We start from the raw sequence: 15141 nt of genomic DNA, 5'->3' as shown, positions 1-15141 counted from the left end.
CAGCTAAGTATGCGCTGCAGCAAAAAACCGGCTCAGCCGGAAGCCGGTGTGGCGGTAAACCGCCCGCCATGGACCGCGTTAAAAGCCTTACTCCTGAATCGATAACGACAACACACATGAATTCGCTTGAACTGCGCGCCAGCCTGGGGCTGGCTGGTATTTACGCCCTGCGCATGCTGGGCATGTTCCTGATCCTGCCGGTGTTTGCCATTTACGCGCAAACCCTGCACGGGGCCGACAACCACACCCTGATTGGCCTGGCACTGGGCAGCTACGGCCTCACCCAGGCCCTGCTGCAACTGCCGCTGGGCATGCTGTCCGACCGCATCGGCCGCAAGAAGGTGATTTACGGCGGGCTGCTGCTGTTTGCCATCGGCAGCTTCGTGGCCGCCGGCGCGCACGATATTGTCACCCTCACCATCGGCCGCGTGATCCAGGGTTCCGGTGCCATCTCCGCCGCCATTACCGCCCTCTTGGCCGACCTCACTCGCGAAGAGAACCGCACCCGCGCCATGGCCATGATAGGCATGAGCATCGGCACCACCTTTGCTGTCAGCCTGGTTGCCGGCCCGCTGCTGGCGCAGTACATCGGCGTCAACGGCATCTTTGCCCTCACCGGCGTGCTGTCGCTGGCAGCCTTGGTGGGCGTATGGCTGATCATCCCCAATCCGGCCATCTCGCGCTTCCACTCGGATACCGAAGCCAATACCAAGCGCCTGCCAGCGGTACTGAAAAACCCGCAACTGCTGCGCCTCAATTACGGTATTTTTGCGCTGCATGCGGCGCAGATGGCCATGTTCGTCACCATTCCCTTTGCCCTGATCAAGACCGCCGGTCTCGACAAGGCCCACCACTGGGAGGTGTACCTGCCGGTCACCGTCATCGGTTTTCTGCTGATGGTGCCGGCCATCATTTACGGCGAGAAGAAATCCAAGCTGAAGCAGGTATTCATTGCCGCCATCGCCATCATGACCGTCGCCCAGCTGGGCATGGCGCTGGCGCTGGACAGCTTCTGGCAGATCGTGGTGTGGCTGGGCCTGTATTTCATCGCCTTCAATATCCTGGAAGCCACCCTGCCCTCGCTGATTTCGAAAATTGCCCCGGCCGATGCCAAGGGCACTGCCATCGGTGTGTATAATACGGCGCAGTCCTTTGGCCTGTTCATGGGCGCTGCTGCTGGCGGCTGGCTGTACGGCCACTATGGCGCTGCCGGCGTATTCGGCTTTACCAGCGTGCTGATGGCCAGCTGGCTGCTGGCCTCCTTCAGCATGCAGGCCCCGCAGGCCGTGCGTTCGGTGATGTTCCACATCGGCGAAGACTGGCGCGGCAGCCCGCAGCAGCTATCGCAGCAGCTGTCGGCACTGGCCGGTGTCAGCGAAGCGGTGGTGGTGCTGGAGGACCGTGTCGCCTACCTGAAGGTATCGCAGCAAAGCTGGGACGAAGCCGCAGTCAAACAGCTGATCCAGGCTACTTATTAATGCCAGCGCGGCTATTGCCACAGCGTGTCTGGCCCTACAATCACGCGTCGGCCGCGTCCGGCGCAGCATCAATGAATCGAATCGGAGACCCCACATGAACAGCATCACTTTTGACGGACGCCTGGCGGCAGACGCCGAACTGCGCTACACCCCCAGTGGCGAACCGGTGCTGAGCTTCCGCGTGGCCAGCGACATCGGCTTTGGCGAGCGCAAGACCACCAACTGGTTTAGCTGCCAGGTATGGGGCAAGCGCGGCGAATCGCTGAAAAACTTCCTCAGCAAGGGCCAGCAAGTGACCGTATACGGCCAGCTCACCCTGCGCGAATGGCAGAACAAGGAAGGCCAGAAACAACTGTCGCCTGATGTGCGCGTAAACGAACTGAGCCTGCAAGGCGGCAAGCGCGAAGGCGGCTCGTCCATGGACGACAACTACGCCTACGGCGAGCCGGCAGCCCAGTCCCGCCCGGCCGCACCGCCGGCGGCACCGCGCCGCATGGAAGCCAAGCCGGCACCCAAGCTGGACGACATGGACGACGACATCCCCTTCTGACTTACACCTGAGAGTTATTTGTAAAGTATCCCCCAAACCCCCGCCCTGCGGGGGTTTTGCATTCTGCATTGGCTCGCATTGACTGCGCACAAGACAGCAGCCGGGTAACAGGCAGCAATCCCATGGCTTCACTATCCGCCACCGCCGCGCAGCCTGTTGCGCAAGCAGGCCATGCGCGCCAGTCGGCAAGCCGTGCTTCAGCCCATCCCGCCCTTCCCCAGGAAAATAAAAAATGGCTGCTTCCACATGGAAAGCAGCCATCTGGCCGATGCAGCCGGAGCCGTGCTGTTTATCTGCTAGCGCCACTCCGGCCTCATGGTGTACACACAGATCCGGCTAAATCGACCGGGCTTCTTGCAACAAGGCATTGGCGGCCAATTTGCCGATATTGTTGGCGGCCAGTGGGCTATCACCAGTGATCAGCTTTCTATCCTGATAACACTGGCCGCTAATCCCGCTATTCAGTATCTCGACGCCCAGCTTGGCCAGGCTTTCCGCCAAAGGCCAAGGCAAGGGGCCGGGCATGTAGCCGATCTGGATATTGGCGCCTTGATCCAGGGCATCAGGAAAAACACAGATCTTGTAACCCTTGTAAATATAGTCTTCCGGCGCTTCATCCACGGCCGGGGCCAGGAGACAGGCCGGGCCATGGCACAAGGTAATCACATACTTATCCTTGGCCATCGCCCACAGCAGCAAGTCTTTCACTTCCTTGCTATGTGGAATGCCCACCAAGGCGCCATGACCACCCGGAACAAAGACGGCAATATAGGGAGAGTCGTCATTCACGCTTTGCGCCATCACGTCCGCAAGCTTCAGTGGCGATTTGAATTGGTCACGATACTTGGCGTAGACCCCTTTCACGGTGTCATCTTCGCCCGGCATCGCCCACATTTCCAACTTGACCGGATTGCCCGACAGGGTGGCCACATCGATCTCAAAGCCGGCACGGTCCATGTGATACATGGGGAGCAGCGTTTCAACCGGGTGGTTGCCCGTGGAGAACATGGTGCCGTTTTGCATCAGCACATAGCGCTCGTCGCTTGCCACCATCAAAACCTTCCACTTGCCGCCGCTGTAGGGCTGCGGGTAGTCCGTACCATCAAAGTCCGTTCTGGATGAGGTGTATTGGCTCAAGGAGTATGGCGAAGGGAAAAAGGCATTGTCCTCGGCAGGATCTGGCGTGGGTGCTTTGCTTAATTCAGCGGTTTGATCGGTCATGAGGCTCTCCTGTGATAGATGTGCAAGCACCGTGCCGGGCAGGCCGTGAATGCCGGCAGTGGCAGCTGCGCCATCAATATACAGTTTCTACTGTTATATTGATTGCTTGATAAATGCAACAGAGTGTTTCACCGGCAAGACAGCGCTTGCGGCAGACATCAAGAGGAGGTTTCCGGTATGTTGATCCCATCCATCAACAGGGTGTGCCCGCGCAATGTATGACCTGAATGCACTGTATTACTTTGCCCAGATTGTTGACCATGGCGGGTTTGGAGCGGCCAGCCGCGCCACTGGCGTTTCCAAATCCAGGCTCAGCCGCAGCATCCAGGAGCTGGAAACCTATCTTGCTGCGCGCCTGATCAACCGTTCCACCCGCCATTTTGCGGTGACTGATCTGGGACAGGAATTTTACGTGCACTGCCAGCAGGTGCTGACTGCCAGCGAGGCGGCCCGGGCATCCGTCGAGAAAAAGCAGGTCGTGCCGCAAGGCACGGTGCGGATCAGCTGCCCCACGGCCTTGTTGAACTTTGTCGTAGCCGGGATGATTTCGCGCTTCATGACACGCTTCCCGCTGGTGAAGGTGCAGATAGAAAGCACCAATCGCGAAGTGGATGTATTAAGGGAAGGGCTGGATTTAGCCTTGCATGCCAAAACGCCACCATTTGAAGATAGCGGCTTGGTGATGAAGAGACTTTCGCGCAGCCCGCAAGAGCTGGTGGCCAGCCCGCAGTTTCTGCAGCAGCATGGCTACCCGGGCTCAGTGCAGGAACTCAGCCAGCTGCCCAGCCTGCACTGGGGGCTGCAACGTCGCAACTATGCCTGGCAGCTGCAGGGGCCCGCTCAGCAATCGCTGCACATCCCCCACACGCCAAGGCTGGTTAGCGATGACATCATCACCATCCGCCGGCTGGCGCTTGATCATGGCGGGATTGCACAATTGCCACTGCTGGTGTGTTTCAAAGACCTGAACCAGCAACTGCTGGTCCCGGTACTGCCCGACTGGAAACCACCGGAGGCGGTTGTGTATGCGCTGTTTCCATCCCGGCAGGGCTTGTTGCCCTCCGTGCGCAGCTTGCTGGATTTCCTGACTGACAGCTTTGGCGAGATGGACTTTTCAAACTTGCAGGCAAACTACCGACAAAGCGGTGATGCTGATGCCTGCTTCATGCGGGACTAAGGGCGCTCAGCTGCCCGCGGCACCGGCCGAGCCATGCGGGAAGCCGCTGTCGACACCCCGGCCATGATCGGAAAAGTGCTGGGAGGCTGATGCCTCCCGGCACACCGTCTGGCTGACGATTCGGGCTGAAGAGTATCAGCTCAGGCTGTTGGACAATGCGGTAATGTGCTCCGGCGTGATGCCGCAGCAACCGCCGACAATGCCCGCGCCCTTGCCCACCCAGCGCTCGGCCCAGCCCAGATAGTTTTGCGGGGTCAGGTCGGCGCGGATTTCATCCAGCGTGGCATTGGCCTTGGCATCCTTCGGAGTCGGGGGAAAGGCATTGGCGTACACACCCAGTTGCAACTGGCCGCCTTGCTGCTGCAGCACCGCATTGGCGGCATCCAGCGCCGCTTCCATCACCTCCGGCTGGCTGCAGTTGAACAGCACTGCCGCCGCACCCAGGCGGATGGCTTCGGCCACGGCTTCGCTGACGGTTTCGCCAGAGCGCAGCCGCGCCACCGCATCAGTATCTTCATCCTGCAAGGTGAAGGACAGCCACAGCGGCTTGTCCTGCTCGCCCAGCGCCTGGCGCACCGCACGCACCTCGGCCAGCGAGCTTTGCGTCTCGGCCAGCCACACATCCACATAGGGTGCCAGACCGGCAATCAGCACACGGTGAATGGCCAGCGAGTCGGCCTCGTTGAACAGGTCCGGCCGGTAGGAACCCAGTGCCGGCGGCAAGGAGCCGGCCACGGTCACCGCGTGGCTTGCCTTGTCGGCGCTGCGGCGGGCCAGTTCACCGGCCAGCGCAGCCAGTCGCTCGCCATGCTGTTCGAAACGCTGTTGGCCAATGTGAAAGGGCACCACCGCATAGCTATTGGTGGTAATGACGCGGGCACCGGCATTCACAAAGGCATCGTGTGCCTGCTCGACAAAATGCGGGCCTTCCAGCAGTGCCAGTGCCGACCATTCCGGTTGCTGGAACGGTGCGCCAATGCGTTTGAGTTCGCGGCCCATGCCGCCATCGAGAATAAGGATTTGGCTCATGATGTTATCCATGCATTCCCCACCTATACCGGAAAACTCCGGAGTGATGATGAGAAAATGTTATATTCTTATAAAGAAACAAGTTGGTATTTATTATAATAGTTTGGTATATAGATTAACACCCAAACAGCATCAAGACTATAAAAATGTTCCAACGACAAACCAAGATCACCAACACCATCGCCGCCCTGGCCCTGCTGCTTGCCGGCCACAGCCATGCCGGTGCCACCCTTGACCACGTTCAGAAAAGCGGCGTGCTGCGTGGTGTATTGCTGGAAAGCTACCCGCCCTTCTCCTTCCTCAACAGCAAAAACCAGCTGGATGGCTTTGATGTGGATGTGGCCAAGGCCGTGGCGAAAAAACTGGGCGTCAAGCTGAAACTGGACACCCCGTCCTGGGAAGTGATTGCCGCCGGCAAATGGGGCGCTCGCTGGGACATCTGCATCTGCTCGATGACGCCCAACAAGGAAAGAGCCCAGGTACTGGACTTCCCGGCGTTTTACTACAATTCGCCGGCGGTGCTGATCGCCAATGTGGCCGACAAGAAAACCAGCAGCATCAAGAGCCTGGAAGGCAAGAAGATTGCCGTACAGCAAGGCTCGTCCTATGAAAGCTATCTGCAGAAGAAGCTGACCATTGAAGCCCCCAACGCCGTGCAACCCGCCTACCCCTTCAACAAGGTGGTGATTGCCCCGTACGACAATGAAGAACTGGCCTTCCAGGACCTGGCACTGGGCGCGGGCAAGCGCGTGGATGCGGTGATTTCCAACCTGGTGACGGCAAACGAGCGCATCAGCAAGACCGGCAAGTTCCGCATCGTCGGCGCCCCGCTCTACCAGGAACCGAACTGGGTGGCCGTGGACAAGGGTGATGCGCAGTGGAATGCCCGCGTCAAACAGGTCATCAGCGAGCTGAAGAAAGACGGCACCCTCAGCGCCATTTCCAAGAAGTGGATTGGCAGCGATATCACCAACTAAGAATCAGCCCCGTGGCGGCATGCAGCCGTCCGGGGCTTTCTGTTTTTGTCTGTCCGTATCATGAAACTGGAAAACCGATTCAGGCTGCAAGTCGGCCTGGTCATGTTGTGTCTGTTGGGTGGCTTTGTCTGGTTTGTGCAAGCCTTTGGGCTGGACTACCAGTTTGCCCTGAGCAAGCTGCCCTTGCTGGCCGGGCTGGAGTTAAGCCCGGAAGGCTTTATCCAGGGCATTCCGCTCACCCTGCTGCTATGCCTGCTTTCCACTGTGCTGGCAGTGGCCATCGGCATGCTGTCGGCACTGGGCCGGCTGTCGACCAACCCGCTGCTGTACGGCCTGGCCACCTTCTATAACTCGTTTTTCAAGGGCACGCCGCTGCTGGTGCAGATTCTGCTGATCTACCTGGGCCTGCCGCAGCTGGGCGTGGTGCCCACGGCCATTCCGTCCGGCGTGGCGGCGCTGGCGCTGTGCTATGGCGCTTATCTGAGCGAGGTGTTCCGCTCGGCCATCCTGTCCATCCACCGCGGCCAGTGGGATGCCGGCAAGGCACTGGGGCTGAAACCGCATGCCATCATGCGCTTCATCATCTTGCCGCAGGCAATGAAAGTGGCAGTCCCGCCCACCTTCAGCATGTTCATTTCCATGCTGAAGGATTCCTCGCTGGTGTCGGTGATGGGCTTGTGGGAGCTGATGTTCCTGGCGCAAAGCTATGGCCGTTCGGCTTACCGCTACATGGAAATGTTGCTGACGGCGGCCATTCTGTACTGGCTGCTGTCCATCGTGCTGGAGCTGTTCCAGCACCAGCTGGAACAGAAACTATCCGCCTCCGCCCGGCGCTGAGTCATGCGCAGCCAGCTGGTGTGGCTGCGCATCCCCGCCCAGTGCCTGATACAGCGTCACCTGATTCAGCAGCCGGTTGTAGCGGTTCTCCAGTAGCGACACTTCCGCCTGACGGCGGGTTTCCTGTGCGTCCAGCCAGTCTTTCAGCGCTGCCGCACCGGCCTGGTAGCGCAGCCGGTATAGCTGCTCGGACTGTCCGGCCAGTTGCGCCGACAGCGTCAGCCGCTGCCCTTGCTGCTGATAGTGGCTGCGGGCAGCCAGCGCGTTTTCCACATCGGCCAGCGCCGTGTATAGCGTCTGGCGGAAATTCACCACCGCCAACTGGTAATCGGCGTCGCTGATGCTGTTGTTCAGCTTCATCTGCCGCACTTGCAAAAATGGCAGGGTCAGCCCGGCCCCCAGCGTGGCCAGCGGATTGCTGAGCACCTGCGCCAGCCGGCTACTGCTGCTGCCCAGGCTGCCGGTGAGGGAAAAATCGGGATAGTAGGATGCGCGGGTAGCGTCGCCATTGGCCAGCGTTTCACGCAGACGCAGTTCGGCGGCGCGCAGATCGGGCCGCCGGGCCAGCAGCTGCACCGGCAGACCGGCCGGCACATCGGGCAGATCCTGCTGCGGCAGGCTGCTGGCAGTGGTCAGCACACCCGGCGGCGGGCCGTCCAGCAAGATGGCCAGCGCATTGCGGGTTTCTGCCAGTTGCTGCTGGTAGTCGTACAGACTGGCCTGCTGGCTGGCCAGGCTTTGCCGTACGGTCAGCACATCCAGCTGCGCCGCCGCACCGGCCTGCTGCTTGGCCAGCACCAGGCGCAAGGCTTGCTGCTGGTAGTCGATGCTGGCTGCGCCCAGTTGCAGGCGCTGCTGCAACCAGGCCTGCTTCCAGTACAGCTTGATGGTGCTGCCGATCAGGCTGAGCCGGCTGGCGGCACGATCCTGCTCGGTAGCGCGCGCCTCCCAGACCTTGGCATCGCGCAGATGCGACAGCTGGCCCCACAGATCGGCCTCGTAGCTGACCGACAGGCTGGCCGCATGGGTCTGGCTGTTGACGGCAGCCCCACCCAGCCGCTGGCTGGCGGAGCTGGACAGGCCGAAGGCCGGCGTGGGGGCCAGGTCGGTGGCGGCCAGCTCGGCCTTGAGCATGGCCTGCTGTACCTTGATGGCAGCGGTGGCCAGATCATTATTGCGGGACAGCACCAGCGCCACCAGCCGGTTCAGTTCGGCATCGCCAAACTGCTGCCACCAGTTATCGCCACTGATCGGGCCATCATCCGCCGCCGCCGCGCCCTGCCACTGGGCGGGCAGCGTGACCGCCGGCACCTGATAGGGTGTTGCGGTCAGACTGGTGCAGCCGGCCAGCAGCAGGCTGGCCAGCAAGAGCGGGTAAAGCACTTTCATTGCATTCTCATTCTCGTGACAAGGCCACGACAGGGTCCAGCCGCGCCGCATTACGCGCCGGCAGATAGCCAAACAGCACTCCCACCAGGGTGGAGCAGGCAAAGGCCGCCACAATGGAGGTGGGTGAGTACACCATGGTGAAGCTGGCCAGCCGGGCCACCAGCACGCCCAGGCCCAGCGACAAGGCCACGCCCAGCGCACCACCCAGCAGGCAAACCAGCACGGCCTCGATCAGAAACTGCTGCATGATGTCGCGCTGGCGTGCGCCCACCGCCATGCACACGCCGATCTCGCGGGTACGCTCGCTCACCGACACCAGCATGATGTTCATCACGCCGATGCCGCCCACCACCAGTGAGATCACCGCGATCAGCGACACCAGCAAGGTCATGGTGGCGGTGGTGCTGGCAATGGTCTGGCGGATGCTGTCGGTATTCATCACAAAGAAGTCCTGCATGCCGTGACGGCGGGTCATCAGCGCCACCAGGCTTTGCTCGGCAGCAGCGGTGGACACATTGTCACTGACCCGCACCGTGACGGCTTTCAGGTAGTTCTGGCCCAGCATGCGGTACATCACCGTGCTGTAGGGCAGCCACAGATTAAGGTTGTCATCGGTGCCGAAGGCGCTTTTCTGGGTTTGGGTCACGCCCACCACGCGGCAGGGCAGCTTGCCCAGCAGGATCACCTTGCCGATGGGCTCGTCACCCTCGGCAAACAGCGCCTTGCGAGTGTTTTCGTCGATCACCACCTGCTGCGCCTGCTGGCTGACCGCCACGGCATCAAAGGCCCTGCCCTGCGCCATGGACACGCCGCGCACGCGGAAATACTGCTCGCCCACGCCCTTGACCTGCGCCGTCACCGCCACATTGCGGTAGCGCAGTGTCACACTGTCGCTGACTTCCGGCGTCACGCTGTCGACAAAGCCCTGCTCGGCCAGCACGCTGGCATCGCGCGGGGTCAGGGTGTGGATGGCATCGGCCTTGCGGTCGCCAAAATGCTTGCCGGGATAGATATTGATGGTGTTGGTGCCAAGTGAACTGATGTCGCTGAGAATGCGCTGGCTGGAGCCGGTACCCAGTGCCACTACCGACACCACCGAGGCAATGCCGATGATGATGCCCAGCATGGTCAGCGCCGAGCGCAGGCGGTGCGCCATCAGCGCGCGCCAGGCCATGCCGAAGGCTTCGGCAAATTGTTCGCGCAGCAAGCGCCAGCCAGTGGCCTGCGGACTGGCCAGGGCTGCAGGCACGGCGGTAACGGCGACGGCGGGGGTACGGCGGGTTTCCGCCACCAGCTTGCCATCGCCAATCTCGATAATGCGGTCGGCATGCTCGGCCACCTTGCTGTCGTGGGTGACCAGGATAATGGTGTGGCCCTCGGCATGCAGTTCACGCAGGATGGCCATCACCTGCTGGCCGCTGGCACTGTCCAGCGCGCCGGTGGGTTCATCGGCCAGAATCACCTTGCCGCCATTCATCAGCGCCCGCGCAATGCTCACCCGCTGCTGCTGGCCACCAGACAGCTGGCCCGGCTTGTGGCCGGCACGGTCGGCAAGGCCAAGGCGTGCCAGCAGGCTGGCGGCACGCGCTGAGCGCTCTGCTGCCGGGCAGCCCGCGTAGACGGCCGGTAACTCGACATTCTGCAAGGCATTGAGCTCGCCCAGCAGGTGGTAGCGCTGAAAGATAAAGCCGAAATGCTCGCGCCGCAGCTCGGCCAGCTGGTCGGCCGACATGTCCGCCACCGCCTGCCCGGCCACCCGATAACTGCCGCGCGTGGCGGCATCCAGACAGCCCAGGATATTCATCAGGGTGGATTTGCCGGAGCCGGATGCGCCGATGATGGCCACCATTTCCCCGGCCTGAATCTGCAAATGAATGTCGTCCAGCACGGTGACCGTCTCTTCGCCCGCGACAAAATCGCGGCACACGCCTGACAGTTCCAGCAAGGGAGTACGCATGCTTACATCCCCATCGGCGGCGGGCCGTTATGACCGCTGCCACTGCTGCTGACGCTGGCCTCCCCTACAATCACCTGCTCGCCGGCGCGCAGGCCGCTCAACACCTGGGCGTGCACATTATTGTTCAGGCCAATTTGCACCGTCCGCGCCTGCACGCTGCCGTCCGGCTGCAATACCCGCACCTGATAGCGGCCATCCTTGCCACGCACACCCAGCGCATTGGCCGGAATCGCCAGTGCCGCCCTGACCTGGCTGAGCACCACCGTGACCTGTGCCGTCATATTGATGCGCAGCTTGTGCTGCGGATTGGGCACATCAAACAGGCCGTAGTAATAGATGGCAGTGGACGAGGTGGAGCTGCTGGAACTGCTGCCGGTCGAGGTGGAGCTGGTGCTGCTGTCACTGGCATCGCTATACGATTGCGGCGCCGGGTCGATGGCGCGCAAGCGCGCCTGATAGCGCCGGTCCGGCTCGCCCAGTATGGTGAAGTACACCGGCAGGCCGGGCTTGACCTTGACCACATCGCCTTCCGAAATTTCCGACTTCACCGTCACCGTATCCAGCTGCGCCAGCTTGACGATGGTGGGGGTGGACTGGCTGGCATTCACCGTCTGCCCTTCCTCCACCGGCAAGGCCACCACCACGCCATCGATGGGCGCAGCAATGCGGGTATAGCCCAGATTGAGCTGAGCGGTTTTCAGGCTGATGCGCGCCTGTTGCAGCTGCGCCTGCAGTTGCTGGGTATCCGCTTCGGCACCATCCAGCGCCGCCTTGGCGCTGTCGTAGCTTTCACGCGAGGTAGCCTGCTGCCCCAGCATCTGCTGTTGCCGGGAGAAATCCTGGCGCGCCTTGAGCAAGGCCGCCAGTTTGGACTTCAGCTGCGACTGATAGCTGCTGACCGAAGCCTGGGCATCTTCCAGCGCATTTTCCTGGGTGCGCGGATCGATTTCGGCCAGTACATCACCCTTTCTCACAGTTTGGCCCAGGACCACCTTGAGTGACTTCACCTGGCCGGACACCTGGGCACCCACGCTGACTTCGCGTAGCGCCTTGATGGTGCCGGTGGCCAGCACGCTGTCTTCCAGATCCAGCTGGCTTACGGTGGCGGTCAGGTAGTGATTGACTGGCGGGCGGGGGTAGAACAGGTAAGCGGCAAGCGCCAGCAGCAAACCGATGACGAGCAGCAGGCTGCGACGGTGCAATGCAATGAAACGAGGCATGAAGGGATAAGGATGCTTGCTATTTTGATAGCGCAGTATCCGGCTTTGGCGGCTGCGTCGCGGTTAATGCACGGTAAATTGATGTTAATTCTGGTAAACGCACTACCGAAGCCGACCAGGCCGACTTCCGCCAGCATTTTTGGCAAAACCGGCACTAAAGGGTAAAGTATGCCGCACTCATGCCAGCCGCTTCTTATTGCACAACGGCCATGGCCATCCCTTACCCCATTGCATACAGGCTTCACATGCAACCGGCTTCTCGCCTTCGACATTTGTCTTTGACCCTGCCAGCCCTGCTGCTCAGCCTGTTCTGCTCACTGGCCATGGCGGCAGCGCCGGCTGCAGGCAACTGGCTGGCCGCCCATCGCGACTGGCGGGTGGGCGTGGTACTGCAAGCGCCCTATGCCCAGATCAACCCGCGCAACCATCTGCTGGAAGGAGCCGACGTCGAGGTGATGCTGCTGCTGGCCAGCAAGATGGGCGTGCAGCTGAGCTGGCGTACCTTTGCCACCCAGCAGGCACTGGACCGGGCGGTGGAGGCCGGCACGGTGGATGTCTCGCCCGGCATGTTGCAAACACCGGCCAGCCTGCATCACTGGCTGTTTTCCCAGCCCTATTTGCGGGTGCCGCACAAGATAGTCGGCTTCCCCGACGGCAGCGGCAATGCGGTCGATCTGGACCGGCTGTCACTCAGCGAGCGGCTGGCGCTGGACGGCAATAGCGATGCCCTGCGCTTTGTCCGGCGCAATTACCCGGAACTGCCCCGCGTCGAAGTGGCCAACGACCGTCTGGCCCTGCAAACCGTACAGCAGCAATATGCCGAATACGCCATCGTCGATGAGGCCCAGCTGGCCACCTTGCTCAAGGAGCCGGAATTCTCCCGCCTGGCGGTGGTGGGCGATCTGGGCTACACCCATCTGCTGCGCATCGGGGTAAGGCGTGACTGGCCGGAACTGCCCGCCGTACTGGATCGCCAGCTGCAGGACATCCCCGGCAGCCGCATGGAGCAGCTGTACGCCCGCTGGATGCTGCCCAGCTATCCGCGGCTGATCGATTCGCTGACCTTCTGGCACCGGCTGAGCCTGGCGCTGCTGCTGAGCAGCCTGCTGCTGGCGGTGGTGTGGAACCATCAGCGGCGGCAACGGCGCTGGGCGGAAAAGCGCCTGCTGGCAGCGCGCATGGAGCTGGAGGCGCGCGATGTGGCCGAAGAATCCTTGCGGCTGACCCAGTTTTCCATCGACAACAGCACGGTCGGCATCCTGTGGGTCAACTGGGACAGCCGCATCCAGTACGCCAACCGGGCGGCGGAAACCATGCTGGGCTATCCGCCAGCCCTGCTGTTGCGCTTGTCCCTGCCCGAACTGCAACCCTCGCTCGACCACGCCCGCTGGCTGGAAATGTGGAACCAGCTGCGCAGCCGCAAGGCCGTCAGCAGCTTTGAAACCCACTGCCTCAAGGCCGATGGCCAGACACTGCCGGTAGGCGTCACCCTCAGCTTTCTCAAATTCGGCCGTACCGAATACCTGGTGGTCTATCTCAACGACATTACCGAACGGCAAAAAGCCCGCGCCGCCCTGGAAGAAAGCGAAGCCCGCTTCAAGGGCATGGCCAGCAATGTGCCGGGCATGGTATTCCGCCTGGAACGCCCGGCAGCGCAAATGCCGGTGCGGCTGGCCTTTGTCAGCGATGCCAGCCAGAGCATGCTGGGCTACAGCCCGCTGGACATGATCAGCCTGCCGGCAGGCTGGCTGGATGTGGTGGCGGCCAGCGACCGCGCCAGCTACCAGCAGGCCTGGCAACAGGCCGACCAGCATAATCACGACCTGGCCTGGCAGGGCCGCATGCTGCATCAGGACGGGCAATTGCGCTGGGTGGACATCAAGGCCACGGTGCGCTGCTTTGACGATGGCCATGTGGTATGGGACGGCATTGTCTGGGATATCTCCGAGAACAAGCACAATGAATTGCAGCTGGCCGAATCGCGTGGCCTGCTGCGCAGCCTGTCGGCCCACCTGGAATCGGTACGTGAAGAAGAAAAAGCCCGTATCGCCCGCGAAGTCCACGATGAACTGGGACAGATCCTGACCGTGCTGCGACTGGAAACCTCGATGTGCGAACTGAGCTTTGGCCAGAGCGACAGCAAGCTGGCCGAACGGCTGCAGGCGATGAAAAAGCTGATCGAGCAAACCTTCCAGATCGTGCGCGACGTCGCCACGGCGCTGCGCCCGCCGGTGCTGGATGCCGGCATCGGCTCGGCCATCGAATGGCAGGCGCGCCGCTTTGAAAAACGCAGCGGCATTCCTTGTCTGGTCTCCGTGCCCGACACCCCCATCCCGCTGAGCGATGCCCGCGCCATCGGCGTGTTCCGCATCCTGCAGGAAGCCCTGACCAATGTGCTGCGCCATGCCGAAGCCAGCACGGTGAGCGTGGGCCTGACCTGCCAGCAAGGCATGATCACCCTGAGCATTGCCGACGACGGCAAGGGCTTCGACCCGCATGCCCACCGCCAGCTGCGCTCTTTTGGCCTGGTCGGCATCCGCGAACGCGTGCTGCTGCTGGGTGGCGTGCTCGACATCGACAGCCAGCCGGAACAAGGCTGCACTCTCACCATCCGGCTACCCGCCGAAGCAGGAAAGGAAAACGCGTGATCCGCGTCATCATTGCCGAAGACCACAAAATCGTCCGCGAGGGCATCAAGCAGCTGGTATCGCTGGCCGAGGACATCAGCGTGGTGGGAGAAGCCACCAATGGCACCCACCTGCTGGAACAGCTGCGCCAGATTCCCTGCGACGTGCTGTTGCTGGACATTTCCATGCCCGGCACCAATGGGCTGGAATCCATCCCGCGCATTCGCGCCCTGGACAATCCGCCGGCCATCCTGATGCTGTCCATGCACGATGAAGTGCAGATCGCCGCCCGCGCGCTCAAGGCCGGTGCCGCCGGTTACAGCACCAAGGACAGCGATCCGGCCCTGCTGCTGACTGCCATCCGCAAGGTGGCCGGCGGTGGCCGCTACATCGACCCGCAACTGGCCGACCGCATGGTATTCGAAGTGGGGCTGACCGACTCCCGCCCTGCCCATGCCCAGCTGTCCGAACGCGAATACCAGGTGTTCGAACGCCTGGTGCACGGCACCAATGTCAATGAAATCGCCCAGCAGCTCAACATCAGTTCCAAGACGGTAAGCACCCACAAGGTGCGCCTGATGCAGAAGCTGCAGGCGCACTCGGTGGCCGACATGGTGCGCTACGCCATCGAGCACAAGCTGATCTGATCGACTGGCAGCAACTTGGTAAGGATGTGCGG

12 protein-coding genes are annotated in these 15141 nt (G+C 61.8%); 7 read left to right on the top strand and 5 right to left on the bottom strand.

Annotated features, from left to right (window positions below):
• Positions 1-116 precede the first annotated feature (116 nt).
• Positions 117-1478, top strand: a complete 1362-nt coding sequence (locus tag JHD64_RS00230) for an MFS transporter (RefSeq protein ID WP_059286707.1) — start codon at positions 117-119, stop codon at positions 1476-1478.
• A 94-nt stretch (positions 1479-1572) separates the two neighbouring features.
• Entirely contained in the window at positions 1573-2028 is a 456-nt protein-coding gene (locus JHD64_RS00225) for a single-stranded DNA-binding protein (protein WP_110312840.1), read from the top strand.
• A gap of 336 nt (positions 2029-2364) precedes the next feature.
• Here the strand turns inward: JHD64_RS00225 and hchA are convergent, their stop codons facing one another.
• Positions 2365-3249, bottom strand: a complete 885-nt coding sequence (hchA, locus tag JHD64_RS00220) for a glyoxalase III HchA (RefSeq protein WP_199051878.1) — start codon at positions 3247-3249, stop codon at positions 2365-2367.
• Between the two features lie 214 nt (positions 3250-3463).
• Between hchA and JHD64_RS00215 the strand changes: the two genes are divergently transcribed.
• Positions 3464-4426: a LysR substrate-binding domain-containing protein gene (locus JHD64_RS00215; protein WP_199051877.1), complete on the top strand. Its 963-nt coding sequence runs from the start codon at positions 3464-3466 to the stop codon at positions 4424-4426.
• A 135-nt stretch (positions 4427-4561) separates the two neighbouring features.
• Here the strand turns inward: JHD64_RS00215 and JHD64_RS00210 are convergent, their stop codons facing one another.
• A complete protein-coding gene (locus JHD64_RS00210) occupies positions 4562-5455 on the bottom strand; it encodes a homocysteine S-methyltransferase family protein (protein WP_233170263.1) in 894 nt (297 codons plus the stop codon).
• A 146-nt stretch (positions 5456-5601) separates the two neighbouring features.
• Between JHD64_RS00210 and JHD64_RS00205 the strand changes: the two genes are divergently transcribed.
• Both JHD64_RS00205 and JHD64_RS00200 read left to right on the top strand, forming a co-directional pair.
• Positions 5602-6432: a transporter substrate-binding domain-containing protein gene (locus tag JHD64_RS00205; protein ID WP_199051875.1), complete on the top strand. Its 831-nt coding sequence runs from the start codon at positions 5602-5604 to the stop codon at positions 6430-6432.
• Between the two features lie 102 nt (positions 6433-6534).
• A complete protein-coding gene (locus JHD64_RS00200) occupies positions 6535-7269 on the top strand; it encodes an amino acid ABC transporter permease (RefSeq protein WP_199051874.1) in 735 nt (244 codons plus the stop codon).
• On the opposite strand, the gene JHD64_RS00195 is transcribed toward JHD64_RS00200, so the two are convergent.
• Genes JHD64_RS00195 through JHD64_RS00185 form a run of 3 tightly spaced genes read right to left on the bottom strand, consistent with a single transcriptional unit; the run spans position 7246 to position 11835 of the window.
• Positions 7246-8658, bottom strand: coding sequence for an efflux transporter outer membrane subunit (locus JHD64_RS00195; protein WP_199051873.1), 1413 nt, complete (start codon positions 8656-8658; stop codon positions 7246-7248). The genes JHD64_RS00200 and JHD64_RS00195 overlap by 24 nt on opposite strands.
• Before the next feature lie 7 nt (positions 8659-8665).
• Positions 8666-10615, bottom strand: a complete 1950-nt coding sequence (locus JHD64_RS00190; protein ID WP_199051872.1) for a MacB family efflux pump subunit — start codon at positions 10613-10615, stop codon at positions 8666-8668.
• 2 nt (positions 10616-10617) lie between these two features.
• Positions 10618-11835: an efflux RND transporter periplasmic adaptor subunit gene (locus JHD64_RS00185; RefSeq protein ID WP_199051871.1), complete on the bottom strand. Its 1218-nt coding sequence runs from the start codon at positions 11833-11835 to the stop codon at positions 10618-10620.
• Positions 11836-12113: 278 nt separating this feature from the next.
• Here JHD64_RS00185 and JHD64_RS00180 point away from each other — a divergent pair, with 278 nt between their 5' ends.
• On the top strand, positions 12114-14483 hold the full coding sequence (locus JHD64_RS00180; RefSeq protein WP_199051870.1) for a transporter substrate-binding domain-containing protein: 2370 nt from the start codon (positions 12114-12116) through the stop codon (positions 14481-14483).
• A complete protein-coding gene (locus JHD64_RS00175; protein WP_059286663.1) occupies positions 14480-15109 on the top strand; it encodes a response regulator transcription factor in 630 nt (209 codons plus the stop codon). The genes JHD64_RS00180 and JHD64_RS00175 overlap by 4 nt, the downstream gene beginning before the upstream one ends.
• Positions 15110-15141: the final 32 nt, after the last annotated feature.

This window comes from Aquitalea sp. ASV15 (genome assembly GCF_016429115.1).
Lineage (GTDB): Bacteria > Pseudomonadota > Gammaproteobacteria > Burkholderiales > Chromobacteriaceae > Aquitalea > Aquitalea magnusonii.
This window is presented reverse-complemented; position numbering and strand designations above follow the sequence as displayed.

What these genes read in the sequence shown, in the direction of transcription:
- JHD64_RS00230 (WP_059286707.1), top strand. Translation starts at nt 117, where the DNA reads ATGAATTCGCTTGAACTGCGCGCCAGCCTGGGGCTGGCTGGTATTTAC.
- JHD64_RS00225 (WP_110312840.1), top strand. Translation starts at nt 1,573, where the DNA reads ATGAACAGCATCACTTTTGACGGACGCCTGGCGGCAGACGCCGAACTG.
- hchA (WP_199051878.1), bottom strand. Translation starts at nt 3,249, where the DNA reads ATGACCGATCAAACCGCTGAATTAAGCAAAGCACCCACGCCAGATCCT.
- JHD64_RS00215 (WP_199051877.1), top strand. Translation starts at nt 3,464, where the DNA reads ATGTATGACCTGAATGCACTGTATTACTTTGCCCAGATTGTTGACCAT.
- JHD64_RS00210 (WP_233170263.1), bottom strand. Translation starts at nt 5,455, where the DNA reads ATGAGCCAAATCCTTATTCTCGATGGCGGCATGGGCCGCGAACTCAAA.
- JHD64_RS00205 (WP_199051875.1), top strand. Translation starts at nt 5,602, where the DNA reads ATGTTCCAACGACAAACCAAGATCACCAACACCATCGCCGCCCTGGCC.
- JHD64_RS00200 (WP_199051874.1), top strand. Translation starts at nt 6,535, where the DNA reads ATGTTGTGTCTGTTGGGTGGCTTTGTCTGGTTTGTGCAAGCCTTTGGG.
- JHD64_RS00195 (WP_199051873.1), bottom strand. Translation starts at nt 8,658, where the DNA reads ATGAAAGTGCTTTACCCGCTCTTGCTGGCCAGCCTGCTGCTGGCCGGC.
- JHD64_RS00190 (WP_199051872.1), bottom strand. Translation starts at nt 10,615, where the DNA reads ATGCGTACTCCCTTGCTGGAACTGTCAGGCGTGTGCCGCGATTTTGTC.
- JHD64_RS00185 (WP_199051871.1), bottom strand. Translation starts at nt 11,835, where the DNA reads ATGCCTCGTTTCATTGCATTGCACCGTCGCAGCCTGCTGCTCGTCATC.